Here is an 18,365-nt window from a genome sequence, read left to right on the forward strand (position 1 = left end):
CAGTATTTCGGTGGACAATTGATATTCCTGGACAGCCAACCACACGATATGCGGGTGTACTGCCAGGGCTGTGCTGGCTGTTGCATCGACTGGCGACCGTTGCTCGAGGGCGATCAGCGAGACGCCATCGAGCACGAGCGACGCGGACTCGGTGTCGCTTCGGGTGAGGGGGGTGGGGAAGAACCGGGGACGGGAGGAGAGACTGCAACAGGAACAGAGACGGAGACGGAGACGGAGACGGAGACGAGAACGAATGGCACCCCAATTCGCCGTCGCAACGCAATCGACGACGTCTACAACCTCGTGCCGCTCACCCGCGACGAGGTCCGGGCGTTCCTGGAGGCCGGATTCGGCGACGTACTGATCCCACGACTGTGGGAGGCCGACGCGGTCGACGACTCCGTCTCGATCGACGGCTACGACGTCGCCGCCATCGCCGGGCGCCCGGCCTTCTTCGTCGGGCTCAGAAAACCCCCGAAGCCGGTCGCTCCCTTCGGTCGCGAAGACGCCGCCTGGTTGCCGACCTGTACGTTTCTCGACCCCGAAACCCTCCAGTGTCGCATCCACGGCGACGACCTGTACCCGGGCGAGTGCGCGGAGTACCCCGCCCACAACGTCGCCCTGGAGCAACAAACCGAGTGCGAACGCGTCGAGGATGCCGTCGGCGGCGAGCGGATACGGTTCGACGACTCGAACGACGGCGAAGGGACGAAACGGGACGAGGAGGGCGTCACCGTCGACGTCGAAGCCACCGACGGCCTGCTCCTCGGTCCCCAGGCGATCGGCCAGAAGCTGTTCGTCCACCCCGACCCCAACGCCCTCAACGGACGGCTCGAGCGCCTCGTGTCGGGCGAGCTCACGACCGAGGATCGGGCGGCCTTCGTCGCCGTCGCCGCCGCCTCCGCACCCGGGACGCTCGCGATCTCCGATCACCACTACGATCAGGCGTACGAGCGTGTCCTGGAGGCCGACTCCTGGGCGGGCGCGGCGATCCGCGAGTGGGAACAGCGCGCGTCGGAGACACCGGCCGACCCGTCACAGGGAGCGGCCGTCGAGGTCGCTCGTGGTGCTCCCGAAACGCCGGGCTGGCCCGATTGAGGAGGCGGTCGCTATGGATGGCTCTCGGGGGGCAGTAACGTCGAAAATGGGCCGCAGCCCTCAGTTCGACTTTATCTCGCGGAACTTGTCGAGCAGCGCGTCGGCGGAGTCGCCGGAGTCGTACTCGATCGTTCCCTCGTGGATCGTTCGTTCGTCGTCGAAGTCGGTGTCAACCCGGGACACCTGGCGTTCGCGGCGCTCGTGTTCGTCTTCGTCATAGGCACCCATTGACATGGCAAGTACACTCATTGTAGGAACGATCGCCATATGAATGTAACGGTCGTTCACATCACCACTTCGAAAGAAAGGAAGACGTATGCCGGTTCGGTCCGTACGATCGCTCGTGGCACGGCCGCTTCGCTTTCGATACTCGCCCCAGCGCTGGTCCGACCAGCGCGTCAGACAGGAGATTTTCAACCCGCTAAACGGTAACATCGGGGCTCGAGACGCCGGTCCGTGGTACGCCATCGGCGATCAGTGGGACACCCATCGATTCGAGATGGCCAACGGCGACATTGCCCTCTTCGCTCGGTCAGACGACGACGCCTACTGGATGGGTAACACCGAAACGCCCTCGTCGCTCTGGCGAACGGACAAGTACGCCTGGGAGGACGTCCCCTACCAGGTCGCCCGGTGGGCCCAGCGGGAACTTCTCGCGACGCTCCACGAGCGCGAGTCCTGGCTGGCCGACTACCCGTACCTCTCGTGGTTCTTCCTCCCGGTGTTCATGTCCAAAGACGGCCGCAAGTCGACGCGAGCGTTCTTCCGCGAACACGCCGCGGGCTTCCCCGACGCGGGCCGGCGAGAAGCGACACGCTTCATCGAGGAAATCCTCGAGACCGGCGCGCTCGACCCCTATCGTGACGTGATGGCAGGCAAACTCGGCACGAGCCCGCACGTCGACCGGGTTCGCATGAGCGCAGCGATGGCGGAGTTCATCGCAGCGAAGATTCTCGTCGACGCCGGCTACGAGATCACGCCTGAGATCGAGGTGACGACGGGCCACTCGCTCGACTATCGAGCCGAGGACGCCGCGACCGGCACGAACGTGCTGGTCGAGGTCACCCGCCCCCAGCCGCCTGCCAACCGCGCCGCCGCGGGCCCCGTCGCCGCCGTCAGAGACACCGCCGAGACGAAGACCAGCGGCCAGCTGGCAAATCACGGCGGCGGCGCGACCCTGTTCGTCGACTGCTCGAGTTTCCCCGACGACGCCTGGGCGGCCGTTCGGGGCGAACAACCGGACGTTCGCCACCGGCCCGCGGTGGTCTACCGCGCTCGGCCCGACGGGCGCGTCGAGGGGTATCAGAAGGGGTCGGTACCGCTCGACCTCGGGGACGCGATTTCGTTTGTCGACTGAGCGGGTCGCGTGACCAGCTACTGTGCGCTCACGCTGACCCAGCTGGGCCCTGGTGTGATAGGGAGATCGTATACCCGAATTCTGACCCCACACCCGTCGTTCTTGTAGCTCAACTCCGCCGCACTGATCGCGAGAAAGGCAGCCAGAGCGGCGAGAACTCCGGCCGCTACGGTACCTGCTCCAGTGGCTGAGGCAATCCAACTGGCGAGCCCCGAAACGGCAGCCCCCTGGCTGGCTCGCGTTGCGACGTATTCAGTATCTTCGTCATTGAGGTAGAAATAATAGGTCGCGTATGGCCGTGTCAGCCCTGGCAATTTGTAGTCGAAGGCAGTCGTTCCACAATAAGTACCTACCCCTCCGTCGGTCAAGGAAACGTACTCCTCGCGGGCCAAGTCGGTTGGGTTCGCAAAGACGTCACCCTTATGTCTCTCGAAGGTGAGATATCCCTCCTGTTTCTCGTCGTTGAGTCCTTCAAGTATCCGGTCGAGATTATAGGTGGCAGTTTGTGCACTCGAAATGCCCTCACCCGACTCATCTAATGTCAGTTCTCCGTTTTCGAGTACGATTGCAGTTTGACCGCCGTTGGATCGCCCATCGGCGCTACCTACCCCCGTCGCCCCGAACATCGTGAAACCAGCTACTGCGATGGTGCTACTAATAAATCGGCGTCGTCCTGTCCGTCGTTTAATTTCCTTTACCATCGTGTAATTAGTTGTACTTATATTTAATATATATTCCTATTTCATATTAGTAAATATTTTTGTGTAGATTTATAATACGTTAGTTAGAAAGGGTGTGGTTCTGAGGAGGTCCTCAGCTAAAAGGTGACGAGACTTTGTTGACGCTAAAACTATCCGAAAAGGTGAGTTAAGATATGATGGATAGTCCTCGACTTGCAAAATAGAATGTCACAGTTCCAAGGACGACAGTTGCGACTAGGGCCCACAACTGTCCTTCGGTCGAATTTGCATTCAGAACGGTGAAAAGTGAGGCCACAGCGGCGATAGCAGTCAAGCCGGCTATTATCAGTGTTTTTTCGACCATGGTGATTACTACTAAATCCTACATTATAATAGTGACGAGATGGTGGAATTTATAGTCCTTATCCGGAATTAGAACGACATCGGCACGGGCGCGTACGGACTACCGAGCGGCGTCGGATCCCGGTCGGAGTAACCAACGCGACCGACCGCCTTGTCGCTCACCGCGGAGTAGACCGCCAGTTGGGCGTCGTCGGCGGACTCGAACGTCTCGCCCTCGAGGCGGCCGAGTACGTCACCGAGTTGCTCGGACCCGTTCGGGAGTTCGAGGTCCCGGTCGCCGTAGGCCTCGATCAGTTCCTCCGTCGTCGCGGGGTACTCGTGGGCGTCGATGAACTCGCTGGTTCGGTTACGAAACATTACAGCCAGACCAACCTGAACAATAATTATAAACATTGTCCATAAACATCTCCCAGGAGGGCTGTATTCCTTTGATTCATTAATGACCCCTAGAGTCACCTGTCGATTGGCCTATTTCTCGTATGAGAGGCGATCTAGTTATTGATATAGGAAATATAGTAAGGACAGTCGATCGGCGTGTTCGTCGATGGCCCCCGAGACGAGCACCCGACCCGTCCCGAAGGAACTGACAACCGCTTTAACGTCGGCCCGTCAGCACCCACTATGCCCTACGCCGACCTTCACGTTCACACGACGCGCTCGGACGGCAGCCTCGAACTCGCCGACGTCCCCGCTGCCGCCCGCCGCGCCGATATCTCCGTTGTCGCCATCACCGACCACGACCGCCTCCAGCCATTCGACGAAACGGTCGTCGAGCGCGACGGCGTCACGCTCGTCCAGGGGATCGAACTCCGCGTCGAAACCGAGGAGGGCCAGCGCGTCGACCTGCTCGGCTACGGCGTCGAGCGAACCGACGCCCTGGTCGCCGAAACCGAACGCATTCAGCGAGATCGGCGTGAACGCGGGCGGAAGATCGTAGAGAGCGTGGAGGAACGACTGCGGATCGACCTCGGTCTCGATGTGGACACCGGCTTCGGCCGTCCGCACGTCGCTCGAGCCATCGCCAGCCATCCCGATTCGGGCTACGACTACAGAGGAGCGTTCGATCACCTCATCGGGAACGACGGGCCCTGTTACGTGCCGCGGGACGTCACGTCGTTCTCGGAGGGACGCGAGATCCTCGTCGAGGCCTGTTCGATCGTCTCGCTGGCTCACCCTCTGCGATACCCCGATCCCGAATCCGCACTCGCGCTGACCGCCGATCTCGACGCCGTCGAGCTGGCCTACCCCTACGGTCGCGAGGTCGACCTCGAGCCAGTCGAGCGAACCATCGAGCGCTACGACCTGCTCGCGACCGGGGGGACGGACGCTCACGAGACGGAACTGGGCGTCGCCGGGTTGTCACAGGCGGAGTACGAGGCCCTCGAGTTTCCCGTTCCCGTCGAGGGCGTCTGAGGGAGCGGATACTTACGTCTCGGTCTCAGTTCCGGTTTCCTCGGCCTCAGTCTCGGTCTCGGATGGCTCACCCTGCTCGTCTCGAGTCGCCTCCTTCGCATCCTCGAGCCACTCCGGAGCCGTGACGTTCAGGTCGGGGTCACCGACGCGAGCGGTCGACAGTTCGACGACCTCCGTGAACGTCTCCTGTCTGACGGTCTGGTACTCCCAGCGAAAAGACGCCACGTAGCCCTCCTCGTGGACGACCGCGCGCATCGAGGCGTTCTCCCTGTTGGAGAAATCCGGACTGAGATCGGACGACTCGAGGACGTAGTACGTCTCGCCCTCGCGTTCGGCGCGCGCCACAGACACGTTCTTCATCGAGTCGAGACCCTGTTGAACGGCGCCGACACCCAGGAATGCCGAGGAGAAACCGGCCGCCCGATCGTAGTGAACTGAGCCGTCCGTGCTTCGGGTGCGGAGGTATGTCTCGTTCGCGTGCCAGACGTCCTGTTGGCTGACGTAACTGGCTTCGTCCTCCGTGTCAACGTAGTCAAAACGCACGTAACTGAGTATCGGCCCGTCAGCTTCACCGGTCGTGTTCAGTCGGTGCTCTTGAGCGACGGAGCCATTCGAGCGATACCTCGTCGTGGTCTGTTCGAGGCTGAAGTGTCGGTCTGAGAGCGCGCTGGCGTGGGCCCCGGCGAGCTTGTGTGAACTCGTCACGCCCTCGCTCGTGAGTCCTGGAAGCAGTTCGTCGGGCTCCGGGGGCTCCGGATCGATCGGCTCGTCGACACCGTAGGGCTCTCGATCTGAATCTCCGACACCCGAGCCGAACGCGCTGCAACCGGCAAGGAGGATGACCAGGAGAATCACGAGACCAGCACGGGAGGCGCTACCCTGCATTATCGACCTGTATACAGGATGTTATCTTACGCGTTTGGGTTGGGGCCGCGTCGTCGTGTCGGCGGACATCGGAGTGGGCCCGTCGGACGAGAACGGAGGGTTCAATGCAACTGGTGCCATACAGGGCCGTATGAACTGCCACTACTGCGACCAGGAAGCCGCTTTCGCCGCCGAGTCCGACGGGCTCAGGGTCGGCCTCTGCGAGGAGCACTTCCGGGAGCGGTTGCAGGAGCTCGCCGAGGCAGACGGTCTCGAGACGCTGAAAGAACGAGTCAACGTCGACCGCGCGGAGTGAAAAAACGCCGCTTGCGCCCTTTTTACGCCGTACGACCCGCGTCTACGTCGATCGCATCTACCGGACAGACGTCGACACAGAGCATGCAGTCGATGCACTGGGCCTCCTTCGTTGGTTCAGCCTTTTGATCGCTCTCAGGATGACCCGGCGTGTCGACCCAGGTGAAGACGTCGACGGGACAGTCCTCGAGGCAGGCCCCGTCCGCGATGCAGATGTCGTAGTCGACGGCGACGTGGGTGCCGTGGATCCCGAGTTGCTCGGGTTCGTCGACCGGCCCCCAGACGGCGACGCCGTTCTCCTCGCCGACTTTCTCTCGATTCTCGTGGAACTGCGGATCAATGGCCATTGCTAACATCCACATCGTACGACGGGCCCTTAACTGTATCCCTCTATTTATATACTCCGCGGCGCACTCTCGAGTTAGGTGAGCCTAAAAGCGCAGGACGTGAAGGCCTCTCGATTTTCTGACTATTCTTCGCTGCGGTAGGCTATATATTGGACGAGAGGAGAACACGACCATTCGAACGGTGATCTCAACAGACCGGCTTCGGGTTCGCTCCCAGTCCTTCGAGGGTCTCGACGTACTCGCCGTAGGCCGCCTCGATTGCTCCCGTCGCGGCTTCTTTCGCCCGGTTCCAGTCCTCCTCGGATTCACAGACCGTCGAGAGCGCCTCGAGCGTCACCTCGCGTTGGGTCTCGAGATCGTCGCCGAAGTCCCGGAAGACCTGTGCGGTCCGGGGGTCGGCGCTGCCGACGAAGAAGCCGACGGTCTGGCTCTTCGAGCGGTCACTGGCGAGGATACGGCCGAGGAGACCGCCCAGCCGCGAGACGGTGTCCTCGCGCTCGCGAAGGAACTCGTGGAGCGCGGGCGTCTCCGCTTCCCCGGGGTCGAGATCGTCCTCGAGGAGGTCGGTGACGGTCTCGTAGTGGTCGCGCTCGTCGCTCGCGGCCGAGGCGAAGGCCCGGCGAGCGCCGTCGTGGGGTTCGTCGTCGGCCCACGCCTCGAACGTCCGCCAGGCGGCGTACTCGGCATCCGCGGCCGCCCGGAGGACGGGGTCGGTGTCGATGTCGCCCTCGGTCGCGGCGTACAACGACTTCGAGGAGCCGAGTCGGGAGAGGGGAGTCCGGTTCTCGTCTTCGATGGTCTCGGGGAACGTGTCGGTGTCGGTCATGAGTCTGTGTAAACGATGGACGCGGAGAATCGTGTTTCTATCGCCCTATCGCCGTAATCGGCGAGAGCCGCTCACGACGGCGGACGAATTTAGCGGATTCGGTGCTCGAACGGTCGTTTTCGGGTTCTCGAGTCTCGATTGCACCGGGTCGGGTTCGGCCCCGTTCAACTCCCGTCGCCGGTCTCGATTGGCGCGTTGACGAGGTTGCCCCACTCGGTCCAGGAGCCGTCGTAGTTGACGGCGTCCTCGTAGCCCAGCAGTTCGTGAAGCGCGAACCAGGCGACCGAAGAGCGCTCGCCGATGCGGCAGTAGGCGACGGTCGTCTCGTCGCCGTCGATGCCCTCCTCGCCGTACAGTTCCTCGAGTTCGTCGCGACTCTTGAACGTGCCGTCGTCGTCGGTCACGGCCGCCCAGGAGATGTTCTTCGCGCCGGGGACGTGGCCGCCACGCTGGGCGGTCTCCTGCAGTCCCGGAGGCGCGAGGACTTCGCCGGAGAACTCCTCGGGCGAGCGGACGTCGACGAGCGGGAGACCCTTGTCGATGGCGTTCTCGACGTCGTCGCGGTAGGCGCGGATGGACTCGCGCGGGCCGGACGCATCGTAATCGACGGCGGAGAACTCGGGGACCTCGTCGGTCGTCGGGTAGTCGTTCTCGAGCCAGTACTCGCGGCCGCCGTCGAGCAGGCGGACGTCGTCGTGACCGTAGTACTTGAACTGCCAGTAGGTGTAGGCGGCGAACCAGTTGGCGTTGTCGCCGTACAGCACGACCGTCGAGTCGTCGCTGACGCCGTGACTGCCCAGCAGGTCCTCGAAGTCCTCCTTCGAGAGGATGTCGCGCGTCGTCTGGTCCTGGAGCTGGGTCTCCCAGTTGAACCCGATGGCGCCGGGGGCGTGGCTCTCGTCGTAAGCCTCGGTGTCTACGTCGACTTCGAGCAGTCGGTACTCGGGGTCGTCGCTCTCGAACTGATCGAGTCGGTCGGCCACCCAGTCGGCGGTGACCAGGACGTCGTTGGCGTAGGTGTCGTCTGCCATGGCCGGTACAATGGGGACGGCACGGAAAGCGACTGGCGAATCGGCCAATACGGTCGTCGCTCGACCATACTGGCTAATCTTGCCGCCACTTCGAAGCGCCTCGGGACCGCGACCGGCGTTCTCGAGGCGTTTCCGACCGATCGAGTCCCGGGTTCGGACATTCTTGCCGCTACCTCGGTCAGACGGGGACACCTGCCGTGACCGGTGGTCTCTGGAGCCTCGACGACGAATCCTCGTCGATGAGCGAGACCATCGTCGCCTCGGTCGACTGGCTCGAAGCCCACCGGGAGAACCCGTCGGTCCGTCTCCTGGACGTGCGCGACGCCTGGGAGTTCGACGGCATCGGTCACCTTCCGGGAGCGGTGAACCTCCCGTTCGACGCGTTTCGCGACCGCGAGAGCGACGACCCGGGGACGCTTCCGGGGCAATCGGTCATCGAATCCCTCCTGGGTTCGGCTGGCATCGAGCCCGCGGACACCGTCGTGGTCTACGACGACACCTACGGCGTCTTCGCCGCCCGGGTGCTCGTCACTCTCCGGCTCTACGGCCACGACGACGTTCGCCTGCTCGAGACCGATTACAGCGGCTGGGCCCGCGAGCACGAGACGTCCCAGGAGCCGACGGCGTTCGAGGAAACTGCGTACGAGGCGTGGCCGCTGGACCTCGACCTCGACAAGAACCGCGAACGCGAACACGACCGCGACCGCGAACGCGAGACGAGCCCCCTGGTCGAAACCGAGATGATCGAGGCCGTGCTCGAGGAACCCGACTCGGACGAACACGTCCTGGTCGATACGCGCGAGCGCGAGGAGTTCGAGACGGGGCACCTGCCGGGGGCTGTCCGCTTCGACTGGCGCTCGACCGTCGACGAGGACCGCCGTCGGCTCAAATCTAGGGACGACCTCGAAGACCTGTTCGCCGACTACGGGGTCACGCCCGACAGACGGGTGATCCTCTACTGCAACACGGCGCGCCGGATCAGCCACACGTACGTCGTCCTCCGCTGGCTCGGGTTCGAGCGGGTCGGCTTCTACGAGGGGAGCCTGACCGAGTGGGAGGCTCGAGACGGCGTGATCGAGCGGGGAGCGAGCGGGTGAGCGTACGTCCACGAGTACGTGAGCGTACGACGCGAAACCGGGCCGTGTGGAGGCGTCCCGCACGGACAAAGGGCTTAACCGGCCCGACGAAGTACACTCGAGGCATGCAGCACGTGAAGATTCCGCAGGACCGGATCGGTGTTCTCATCGGCGAGGGTGGCGAGACGATGCGTCGGATCGAGTCCGAAGCCGAGGTCCGCCTCGACATCGACTCCGAGAACGGGTCGGTCGCCGTCGAGACCGTCGGCGACCCCGTCCGCGGCCTCAAGGGGCCCGAAATCGTTCGAGCCATTGGTCGCGGATTCGCCCCCGACGACGCGCTCCGCCTGCTCGCAGACGACATGATGCTCTTCGATCTGGTCGACATCGACGCCGTCGCCCGCAACAAGAACGACCTCCAGCGACAGAAAGGCCGGCTCATTGGCGAGGGCGGACGCACGCGCCAACTCATGGAGGAACTCTCGGGAGCCTCGGTCGTCATCTACGGGTCGACGCTCGGCATCATCGGCACGCCCCCGGAGGTCGACGCCGCCCGGACGGCCGCCGAAATGTTGCTCGACGGCGCCCCCCACGGCGCAGTCTACTCGTTCCTCGAGGACCGGCACAACGAGATGAAACACCAGGGAATGCAGTATCACCGCTTCCCCGGCAGCGAATCCTGATCGAGGCCTCGATCCGTCCCGACCGGGAGCGCCAACGCGATTCCCGTCCAGGACACCGAGTTTACCATCGTCGGTATTCGCGACGGGCACATCAGCGGCTGGTCCGGCGAGACGACGGAACGCGACGAGGGAAGTCGATCGAAATTACGGTTCGGGTATCCGTCGACCGCATCGGCGAGGTGATTGACCTCGAGCGACCGGACTTGAGCTTTCGCGGACGCACGGGAGGAGTGAACGTTCCGTCGGCCCACGTCCCATTATCCAGTCTGCTCATCGATCCACCGAACCCAGGCGCACGGTAATGGACTACATATATACTCGCCAGCGACGTTACACACAAACGCAAGACACGGGCGCTGTGTGTCGGTTTAACAAACTCGATAACGAAGCATTTATATAGAATAGCAAACAATCCATGAGTATGTCACAGCAGCAAATGGGCAACCAGCCCCTCATCGTACTCTCCGACGACAGCCAGCGGACGTCCGGCAAGGACGCACAGTCGATGAACATCACGGCCGGGAAAGCCGTCGCCCAGGCGGTGCGCACGACCCTCGGCCCGAAGGGGATGGACAAGATGCTCGTCGACTCGACGGGCAACGTCGTCGTCACGAACGACGGCGTCACCCTCCTCACGGAGATGGAGATCGATCACCCCGCCGCCAACATGATCGTCGAAGTCTCCGAGACCCAGGAGGAGGAAGTCGGCGACGGCACCACCTCCGCCGTCGTCGTCGCCGGTGAACTGCTCAAGCGCGCCGAGGACCTCCTCGAACAGGACATCCACGCCACCACCCTCGCTCAGGGGTACCGCCAGGCTGCCGAGAAAGCCGGCGACGCACTCGAGGAGATTGCCATCGACGTCGACGAGGACGACGACGAAATCCTCGAGCAGATCGCCGCGACGGCGATGACCGGCAAGGGCGCCGAGAACGCGAAGGACCTCCTCTCGGAGCTCGTCGTCCGCGCGGTCCAGACCGTCGCCGACGAGGACGGCGTCGACACGGACAACGTCAAGGTCGAGAAGGTCGTCGGCGGCTCCGTCGAGAACTCCGAACTCGTCGAGGGCGTCATCATCGACAAGGAGCGCGTCAGCGACAGCATGCCCTACTTCGCCGAGGACGCCAACGTCGCTCTCATCGACGGTGCCCTCGAGATCAAGGAAACCGAGATCGACGCCGAGGTCAACGTCACCGACCCCGACCAGCTCCAGCAGTTCCTCGAGCAGGAAGAGGCCCAGCTCAAGGAGATGGTCGACCAGCTCGTCGACGTCGGCGCCGACGTCGTCTTCGTCGACGGTGGCATCGACGACATGGCCCAGCACTACCTCGCCGAGGAGGGCATCATCGCGCTCCGCCGGGTCAAGTCCAGCGACATGAACCGCCTGGCCCGCTCGACCGGCGCTCGAGCCGTCAACAGCGTCGACGACCTCACCGAGGACCACCTCGGCTTCGCCGGTAGCGTCGCCCAGAAGGACGTCGCCGGCGACCAGCGCCTCTTCGTCGAGGACGTCGAGGACGCCAAAGCCGTCACCCTCATCCTCCGCGGTGGCACCGAGCACGTCATCGACGAGATCGACCGCGCCATCGAGGACTCCCTGGGCGTCGTCCGCACGACCCTCCAGGACGGCAAGGTCGTCGCCGGCGGCGGCGCCCCCGAGGTCGAACTCTCGCTGGCCCTGCGCGACTTCGCCGATTCCGTCGGCGGCCGCGAACAGCTGGCCATCGAGGCGTTCGCCGACGCGCTCGAAGTCATCCCGCGCACGCTCGCCGAGAACGCCGGACTCGACCCCATCGACTCCCTGGTCGAGCTTCGCAGCGCCCACGACGGCGGCGACACGGCTGCCGGACTGGACGCCTACACGGGCGAGACGATCGATATGGCCGAGGAAGGCGTCTACGAGCCCCTGCGCGTGAAGACCCAGGCCATCGAGTCGGCCACCGAGGCCGCCGTCATGCTGCTGCGCATCGACGACGTGATCGCCGCCGGCGAACTGAAGGGCGGTAGCAGCGACGACGACGGCGACGACGAGATGCCACCCGGCGGCGGTATGGGTGGCGGCATGGGCGGCATGGGCGGTATGGGTGGCATGGGCGGCGCAATGTAAGCGCTCCAGGCGCCAGCTCCCCACCTCCCACGCTCTCGAGTAACGTACGCGTAATCGGCCCGTATTTTTCGTTTTTCCCACCGGACAGCGGTGTGTCCGACATCCTTGGTCTGGCAACGACCCACTCGAGAACTAACTATAGATAGTATATCTATGCAACCTGGTCCTAACCGGACCCTCGAGCGCTCAGCATCCGAGGTGACAGGTGTTGCCTCAAACTCGCTTCTCGAGCGCCGCCGCCAGCTCGTCGTAAAAACCCGGTTCGTACTTCGTCGCGGCGTCGATCGTCGGGCGGGCGTTGGTCTCGTTGACGACGGCCTCCCCAGCGTCCGACACCAGGAGATCGACTCCCAGGAACGGAATCTCGAGTTCTTCGGCGACCGCAAGCGCGAGGTCCCGGAAGTCGTCGGGCAGGTCGACGCCCGTGGCCTGCCCACCGCGGTGGACGTTGTGCTTCCATCGCCCGTCGGCTCGAGCGCCCTCGGGGAGTCGACGCTCGACCGCGCCGACGTATTCGCCCTCCAGGACCATCACGCGGTAGTCGCTCGCGCCGGGAACGTACTCCTGGACGAGGAAGGACTTGTCGCCGGTCGCCCGGTAGTCGTGGACCAGCGAGAGGTACTCACAGATCCCGAGAAACGAGTCGAGGTCGTGAGCCTTCGCGACGCCGATGCCCCGGGTCGTCGAGTTCGGCTTGACGACGACGGGCGGGTCGAAGCGGTCGAAGACGGCCGTCAGTTCGTCGTCGTCGACTGGATTGGAGACGTAGACGGAGTCGGGAACTGGCAGGCCGGCGCGCTCGAGGCGAGCGAGCACGCCCGCTTTGTTCCGAGAGGTGACGACGGCCTTCAGACCGTTGAGCCACGGCACCTGGAGGAGGGCGTCGGCGACGCCGCCTTCCATCAGCCGGCCGGGGTAGACGAAGCCGAGGTCGTACTCGTCGGGGGTCCAGGGCGGTTCCCTTAGCGGAACGGTTCGCTCGCGAACCGGCACGTGGTGGCAGGCGATCCCTCGTTCGGCGAGGGGCTCGCGCATGCGCTCGAAGGTCTCCTGCCGGTTGGCGACGGCGAGGTCGATCATACCGGTAGTGGGTGCGAGTCGGTAAAAGGTCCAGCGCCTCGTCGGTCACCAGGTGGTCAGTACGCATCCTGGAGAACGGCCTCGATCTCCTCAGCGGTCGGCTCGAGCCCGGGCGGCGCGTTGCCCACGAACGAATCCTCGAGAATCGTCTCGGCCACCGCAGGGAACGCCTCGGGTTCGGGGCCGTCGACGTCGCGCAACCGCGAGGGAAGATCCAGCGCCTTGCGGACGTCCTCGACTGCCTCGACGACCGCATCGGCTGGGTCGCCATCGTGGTCAGGGGCGAGCGCTTCCGCCAGCAGGTCGCGCCGGGCGTCGACGGTGTCGAACAGGTACCGGAGCACTCGTGGGGCGACGATGGCGTGGGCGGTGCCCTGCTGGACGTCGTAGGTGCGAGTCAACCCGTGGCCGAACGCGTGGATGATCGAGAGCGTCGTTTCCCCGGGTCTCGAGACGCCGTACTGCACGAGCACGATGCCCTCGGCGATCGGTTGTAGCAAGTTCTCGTCGACGGAACGCTCACCGAGTGCCTCCAGCCCATCACGGAGCAATCGCAGGCCGCGCATCGCAGTCGCGTCAGTGATCGGTGTCGCGTTTCGGGCGTACAGCGTCTCGAGGCCCTTGTCGAAGCCGTTCATCGCGGACGCGGCGAGAATCGGTTTTGGCGTCGTCGCGAACAGCGCCGGATCGTACGCGACCGCCCGCGGCATCAGTCGCCGGTCGGAGACGCCGCCGCTCGCCGGTTCGTCGACCAGTCCGTTGGTGGGCGAGGCGGTGACGCCAGCCACCTGCGACTGCTCGGCACCGGCGAGCGTCGTCGGAACCGCGACGATCGGTGGCAACGATCCGTCGGGGACCGAGATCGAACCGGTCTCGGCGAGTTCCTGACCGACCTCGGCAGGCTCGCGGTCGCTCGCGTCCAGGACGGCGATCACCGACGCCACGTCGAGACTGCTGCCACCGCCCAGGCCGACGAGCACGTCCGCGTCGCACGCGCGCATCGCCTCGAGGCCGTCGACGGCCGTCGACAGGCGCTTGCTCGCGGTCGTCTCCGCGAAGACGCCAGCCAGCCGCTCTCCCAGACCCCGCTTGACGGGGTCAATCACTTCGGGCGTACTGCCGACCGTCGATCCGCAGACGACGAGCGCGCGGTCGAACCCCTGCTGGGCGAGTTCGTCCGACAGGGCGTCGACACAGCCCGTGCCGAACCGCAGCACCCCCGGCTCGTACTCGAACCGAAACTGGTCGTCACGCGCCACGTCAGTTCGCCCCCGTCCCGGACCCGATCGTCTTGGGGTCGAACTCGGGAAGCTGTGCCTCGATCCGGTCGCGCTCGCTTTCCAGCCACTCCGGAAGCATCAGTCCCGATCCCAGGTCGTCGACGTCCTCGTCGGCGGTGAATCCAGGCTCCGTCGTCGCCATCTCGAAGAGGACACCGCCGGGTTCGCGGGCGTAGATCGAGCGGAAGTACTTGCGGTCGATGATCTCGGTCACGTTCAGGCCGTGGTCGGCGAACGCCTCCCGCCAGCGTTCCTGTTCCTCGAGGTCGGCCGCCTCGAACGCGACGTGGTGGACGGTGCCGACGCCCATCCGCCCACGTTCTGCGTCGGTCTCGACGAGGTCGACGATCGATCCGGGGCCGCCGCCCGTCGCGCGGTAGCGGCGACGCCCGCCCGCTTCGGCCTCGAGTTCGAACCCGAAGACGTCCGTGAGGACCGACGCGGTCGGTCCGAACGCCGAGACGGCGAGCGTGACGCTGTGGAACCCGCGGGCCTGGTGGTCCGCCGGAACGGGGCTCTCCGGCCACGGCTGTGTGTCGGCTTCGAGCGCCCCCTCCGAGGCCACGAACTCGAGGCCGATCCCGTCCGGGTCGTCGAACCCTATAACCGGCTCGCCGAAACGTTCGTCCTGGTCGACCTCGACCCCCGCCGACTCGAGGCGGTCGATCCAGAACTCGACCGAGTCGGGGGGAATCAGGTAGGCGGTCTCCCGGGTCTGCCCCGCACCGAACTGGCCCCGTCGGCCGCTGTCGGTCCAGGGGAAGAACGTGACGTTCGTCCCGGGCGTCCCCTCGCCGTCGCCGAAGTAGAAGTGGTACGTGCCCGTGTCGTCGTGGTTGACCGTCCGCTTGACGAACCGCAGTCCCAGCGTCTCGACGTAGAACTCGGCGTTTCGTTGCGGATCGCCCGCGATGGCGGTCACGTGATGAATTCCCGGCGTAGTCGGTGACATCGTACGTCCTGGTAGGACCCGGAGGTACGTATGGGTTGTTCGGACACCGACGTTATCGGGTGACGAGGCGGTTAGCACCGGACGTCGGCGTCGCCGAATCGTTATTGGGACGGCCTGTGAAGGACCCCCATGACCTGCCCGTTCCTGGAGTACCGCGACGAAGCCGACGGTCGACAGTTCGACCGACCGCGAGCGTACTGTACCGCCGCCGAGCGGTTCGTCCAGCCGATGCGCGCCGATATCTGCAGCGACCGGTACGCCCTCGAGCACGAGGCCCACTGCGAGATCTATCGCGCACACGCCGAGGGGCCGGAGCCGTGAGCTACGCGGACTACCTCGCCGGCGAGCCGCTGATCGTCACCGCCGCGCTGACCGGCGGCGTCCACGGCAAGGAGGCGAATCCGAACCTCCCGGAGACGCCCGAGGAGATCGGACGCGCCGCCGCGGCCGCGGAGGCAGCGGGAGCCGCCGTGGTTCACCTCCACGCCCGGAAACCAAACGGCGAGCGCGCGTTTGCCACCGAACGCTTCCAGGACATCGACGATGCGGTGCGGAGGCACGCCGACGACGTCGTCGTCCAGCACTCGACGGGCGGGACCGGCGCCCCAGCCGCAGATCGCCACCTGCCGCTTCGTACGGATCCACCGCCGGAGATGGCGTCGCTCGATATGGGGCCGCTCAACCGGTACGACCATCTGACGAGCGAGAACACCCGTGGCACGGTCGATGCCCTCCACGAAGAGATGCGCGACCGCGGGATCAAACCGGAACTCGAGGTGTTCAACGACGGCCACCTGAACGAGGTCCACGGTCTGCTCGAGCGTCGCGACCTGGCCAACCCGGTGTACGCCACGCTCATCTTTGGCGGCGGCACGCTCACGCGCCCCCGGCCGCGGAATCTGTTGAACGCCGTTTCCAACCTTCCCGACGGGGCACTCTTCAACACGCTCGGGTTCGGGCGCCACCAGTTGCCGCTCACGACGATGGGGATTCTCCTCGGCGGGCACGTCCGGGTCGGCCTCGAGGACAACGTCTACTACCGCCAGGGCGAACTCGCGACGAGCAACGCCCAGCTGGTCGAGCGGGTCGTTCGCATCGCTGGGGAACTCGAGCGGGAGGTTGCGACGCCGGCACAGGCACGGGAGATTCTCGGGTTGTAGGCGACTCGAGTGTTGGTCCGCTGGCCTCGAGTGAGGAGTGATCGCTCGGTAGAGAGTGGAGCATCAATAGCCGTCGTTGCCCTGGAGGTCCGGGAGTTCCACCGTCCACTCCCGGAACCGGGTTTCCAGGGGGAACACGTCCGTGGCGACGAGCGGGAGGTGGAGTCCGACCGCAACGATCAGCAGCCCGAGATTCGCCCACATCGAGTCGTACGAGACGACACCGATTTCGAACGAGGCTTCGAAGATCGGCCAGAACGGTTCGATCGGTTCGGCCCAGTCCGATGCGAGGGCGTCCGCCAGCAGGTGACCGAGTCCGCCCAGTGTGAGCCCGCCGATCACGAACGCATAGATCGTTTCCCGGCTCACATCCTCTCCCTCGGACGTCTGCCACCACCGTCGGAGCAGCGGGCTAAGCACAGCGGTGAGGAGGAACCCGGCGACGATGGCGAACCCGACCACGAACACCACGGTGTGGGTCACGCCGTGGTGTTTCACTGGGAGGCCGAGTGATTGTAACGCGAGGTCGATGTCCGGCAAGCGCGACGTCACCAGGACGAACGCGATAAATGCGACGCTCGTCCGTCCATCCCAGAGAATCCACGCGGGCAGTGCGAAGAGCAATCCGACAGCAACGTGTCCCAATGGTTGTACCATCTGGTATTTCTATCGTCTACTAAGGGTAGGTGACGAGGGAATTGGTACCCTCGACTCTTCATTCTCTTGGTCACCGTCGCGGAATGCTCGATCCATTCGTGTAGAAAGTCATGGTGGGAAATAATAAGTGATAACGTTGCCACTGCCATTGTGACGGGAGAGCACGCAGTGACACGAATCCTCCATATTCAGCAGGCCGTTTGTCTCAGCTGCTGCAGATTTCGAGGGGCGACTGATTCGAAACAGCCTGCAATCGGTGCCACCTGAAGCAGTTATCCCGCTCGAGCATCGAGGACCGATATGCAGTGGTGCGACCAGTCAACAGGATTATCCGGAGGCGATAGTGTGAGCGCCCGGAACCGAAGCCAGGAGGGGCACGTGGCGTGACTGACGACCCCCTCCCGGCCGGACACCTCTCACCGCTCGCCACGCTCGTCGACGAGGTGCTCGCGGGCGTCGGCTACGAGATGGCGGTCGCCATCGACGCCATCGACGACGCTGTCCCCGGCTACGGCGGTCTATTCGACCCCGAAACCACCCCGGCCGAGTTACGTCGCGCACTCGAGAGCCTGCTGGCGTCAGAACTCACCCGTTCACCCGTCCCCGAACCGACGAGCGACACGTTCGTCCTCTACGTTGACGGCAGTTCACGCGGCAACCCCGGCCCCGCAGGGGCGGGCGCCGTCATCGTGGACGCTGCGGAGAACCAACTCGCCCGTCTCGGCCAACCCGTCGGCTCCCGGACGGGAAACAACACCGCCGAGTACGTCGCCCTCCAGCTCGGGCTCTCCGAACTGGTGGCTCGGTACGAGCCACGCAGGCTGGACGTGCGCATCGACTCGATGACGGTCATCCGAGACGTCTGGGGTGGCGAGGACCCGACGGAACCGGGCGTCGAGACGTACAGCGATGCCGTCACGGCGGCACTGTCGAGCATCCCGGACCACCAGTATACGCACCTGGCCGACAGCGACCCGAACCCCGCCGACGCACTGGCCACAGTGGGAGCCGATATCGCAGCCTTCGGACCTGGATAGCAGTTGATTCTCTCAGACAGAAAGGGTGACAAACGGGTC

The 18,365-nt window shown here is 64.6% G+C and carries 21 protein-coding genes; 10 read left to right on the plus strand and 11 right to left on the minus strand.

Going from position 1 to position 18,365, the window contains the following annotated elements; all coding sequences use genetic code 11:
• Positions 1-48: 48 nt before the first annotated feature.
• On the plus strand, positions 49-1,098 hold the full coding sequence (locus tag NGM15_RS10720) for a YkgJ family cysteine cluster protein (RefSeq protein WP_253430634.1): 1,050 nt from the start codon (positions 49-51) through the stop codon (positions 1,096-1,098).
• Between the two features lie 60 nt (positions 1,099-1,158).
• Here NGM15_RS10720 and NGM15_RS10725 read toward each other — a convergent pair whose 3' ends face one another.
• On the minus strand, positions 1,159-1,332 hold the full coding sequence (locus tag NGM15_RS10725; RefSeq protein ID WP_253438040.1) for a DUF5786 family protein: 174 nt from the start codon (positions 1,330-1,332) through the stop codon (positions 1,159-1,161).
• A 109-nt stretch (positions 1,333-1,441) separates the two neighbouring features.
• Between NGM15_RS10725 and NGM15_RS10730 the strand changes: the two genes are divergently transcribed.
• Entirely contained in the window at positions 1,442-2,455 is a 1,014-nt protein-coding gene (locus NGM15_RS10730; RefSeq protein WP_253430637.1) for a DUF5784 family protein, read from the plus strand.
• Between the two features lie 17 nt (positions 2,456-2,472).
• Here NGM15_RS10730 and NGM15_RS10735 read toward each other — a convergent pair whose 3' ends face one another.
• Both NGM15_RS10735 and NGM15_RS10740 read right to left on the minus strand, forming a co-directional pair.
• Positions 2,473-3,156 (minus strand): hypothetical protein, encoded by a 684-nt coding sequence (locus NGM15_RS10735; RefSeq protein ID WP_253430639.1) that lies wholly within the window; start codon positions 3,154-3,156, stop codon positions 2,473-2,475.
• A 411-nt stretch (positions 3,157-3,567) separates the two neighbouring features.
• Positions 3,568-3,855 (minus strand): DUF5789 family protein, encoded by a 288-nt coding sequence (locus tag NGM15_RS10740; protein ID WP_253430642.1) that lies wholly within the window; start codon positions 3,853-3,855, stop codon positions 3,568-3,570.
• 264 nt (positions 3,856-4,119) lie between these two features.
• Between NGM15_RS10740 and NGM15_RS10745 the strand changes: the two genes are divergently transcribed.
• On the plus strand, positions 4,120-4,911 hold the full coding sequence (locus NGM15_RS10745; RefSeq protein ID WP_253430644.1) for a PHP domain-containing protein: 792 nt from the start codon (positions 4,120-4,122) through the stop codon (positions 4,909-4,911).
• A 12-nt stretch (positions 4,912-4,923) separates the two neighbouring features.
• Here the strand turns inward: NGM15_RS10745 and NGM15_RS10750 are convergent, their stop codons facing one another.
• The gene (locus NGM15_RS10750; RefSeq protein ID WP_253430646.1) at positions 4,924-5,796 is read right to left on the minus strand and encodes a hypothetical protein; all 873 of its coding nucleotides are present in this window, start codon (positions 5,794-5,796) and stop codon (positions 4,924-4,926) included.
• 130 nt (positions 5,797-5,926) lie between these two features.
• Between NGM15_RS10750 and NGM15_RS10755 the strand changes: the two genes are divergently transcribed.
• On the plus strand, positions 5,927-6,091 hold the full coding sequence (locus tag NGM15_RS10755; RefSeq protein ID WP_253430648.1) for a DUF6757 family protein: 165 nt from the start codon (positions 5,927-5,929) through the stop codon (positions 6,089-6,091).
• A gap of 22 nt (positions 6,092-6,113) precedes the next feature.
• Here NGM15_RS10755 and NGM15_RS10760 read toward each other — a convergent pair whose 3' ends face one another.
• The 3 genes from NGM15_RS10760 to NGM15_RS10770 form a co-directional block, all read right to left on the minus strand.
• On the minus strand, positions 6,114-6,437 hold the full coding sequence (locus NGM15_RS10760; protein ID WP_253430650.1) for a 4Fe-4S dicluster domain-containing protein: 324 nt from the start codon (positions 6,435-6,437) through the stop codon (positions 6,114-6,116).
• A gap of 187 nt (positions 6,438-6,624) precedes the next feature.
• On the minus strand, positions 6,625-7,263 hold the full coding sequence (locus NGM15_RS10765; protein WP_253430651.1) for a rubrerythrin family protein: 639 nt from the start codon (positions 7,261-7,263) through the stop codon (positions 6,625-6,627).
• Positions 7,264-7,427: 164 nt separating this feature from the next.
• Positions 7,428-8,294, minus strand: coding sequence for a sulfurtransferase (locus tag NGM15_RS10770; RefSeq protein WP_253430653.1), 867 nt, complete (start codon positions 8,292-8,294; stop codon positions 7,428-7,430).
• Between the two features lie 239 nt (positions 8,295-8,533).
• Here NGM15_RS10770 and NGM15_RS10775 point away from each other — a divergent pair, with 239 nt between their 5' ends.
• The 3 genes from NGM15_RS10775 (at position 8,534) to thsA (ending at position 12,160) form a co-directional block, all read left to right on the plus strand.
• Positions 8,534-9,391 carry a sulfurtransferase gene (locus NGM15_RS10775; RefSeq protein WP_253430655.1) on the plus strand — a complete coding sequence of 286 codons (858 nt, stop codon included), beginning with the start codon at positions 8,534-8,536 and terminating at the stop codon, positions 9,389-9,391.
• A gap of 104 nt (positions 9,392-9,495) precedes the next feature.
• Positions 9,496-10,053: a KH domain-containing protein gene (locus tag NGM15_RS10780; RefSeq protein WP_253430658.1), complete on the plus strand. Its 558-nt coding sequence runs from the start codon at positions 9,496-9,498 to the stop codon at positions 10,051-10,053.
• Between the two features lie 436 nt (positions 10,054-10,489).
• Positions 10,490-12,160 (plus strand): thermosome subunit alpha, encoded by a 1,671-nt coding sequence (gene thsA, locus NGM15_RS10785; RefSeq protein ID WP_253438043.1) that lies wholly within the window; start codon positions 10,490-10,492, stop codon positions 12,158-12,160.
• 213 nt (positions 12,161-12,373) lie between these two features.
• On the opposite strand, the gene NGM15_RS10790 is transcribed toward thsA, so the two are convergent.
• From NGM15_RS10790 to NGM15_RS10800, 3 genes are read right to left on the minus strand one after another with little or no spacing between them, the layout of a single operon-like run.
• Positions 12,374-13,240: an ATP-grasp domain-containing protein gene (locus NGM15_RS10790; protein ID WP_253430660.1), complete on the minus strand. Its 867-nt coding sequence runs from the start codon at positions 13,238-13,240 to the stop codon at positions 12,374-12,376.
• A gap of 56 nt (positions 13,241-13,296) precedes the next feature.
• Entirely contained in the window at positions 13,297-14,499 is a 1,203-nt protein-coding gene (locus NGM15_RS10795) for an iron-containing alcohol dehydrogenase family protein (protein WP_253430662.1), read from the minus strand.
• A 1-nt stretch (position 14,500) separates the two neighbouring features.
• Positions 14,501-15,472 (minus strand): ring-cleaving dioxygenase, encoded by a 972-nt coding sequence (locus NGM15_RS10800; RefSeq protein WP_253430664.1) that lies wholly within the window; start codon positions 15,470-15,472, stop codon positions 14,501-14,503.
• Between the two features lie 129 nt (positions 15,473-15,601).
• Between NGM15_RS10800 and NGM15_RS10805 the strand changes: the two genes are divergently transcribed.
• Together NGM15_RS10805 and NGM15_RS10810 are read left to right on the plus strand one after the other, a co-directional pair.
• On the plus strand, positions 15,602-15,793 hold the full coding sequence (locus NGM15_RS10805) for a hypothetical protein (protein WP_253430666.1): 192 nt from the start codon (positions 15,602-15,604) through the stop codon (positions 15,791-15,793).
• Positions 15,790-16,632, plus strand: coding sequence for a beta-keto acid cleavage family enzyme (locus NGM15_RS10810; RefSeq protein ID WP_253430668.1), 843 nt, complete (start codon positions 15,790-15,792; stop codon positions 16,630-16,632). Before NGM15_RS10805 ends, NGM15_RS10810 begins: the two co-directional genes overlap by 4 nt.
• Positions 16,633-16,695: 63 nt before the next feature.
• Here the strand turns inward: NGM15_RS10810 and NGM15_RS10815 are convergent, their stop codons facing one another.
• The gene (locus tag NGM15_RS10815) at positions 16,696-17,289 is read right to left on the minus strand and encodes a metal-dependent hydrolase (protein WP_253430670.1); all 594 of its coding nucleotides are present in this window, start codon (positions 17,287-17,289) and stop codon (positions 16,696-16,698) included.
• A gap of 383 nt (positions 17,290-17,672) precedes the next feature.
• On the opposite strand from NGM15_RS10815, the gene NGM15_RS10820 reads away from it, so the two are divergent.
• Entirely contained in the window at positions 17,673-18,326 is a 654-nt protein-coding gene (locus NGM15_RS10820; protein ID WP_253430672.1) for a ribonuclease HI family protein, read from the plus strand.
• The last annotated feature ends 39 nt before the right edge of the window (positions 18,327-18,365 follow it).

This window comes from Natronosalvus halobius, assembly GCF_024138145.1.
Classification (GTDB): Archaea; Halobacteriota; Halobacteria; order Halobacteriales; family Natrialbaceae; genus Natronosalvus; species Natronosalvus halobius.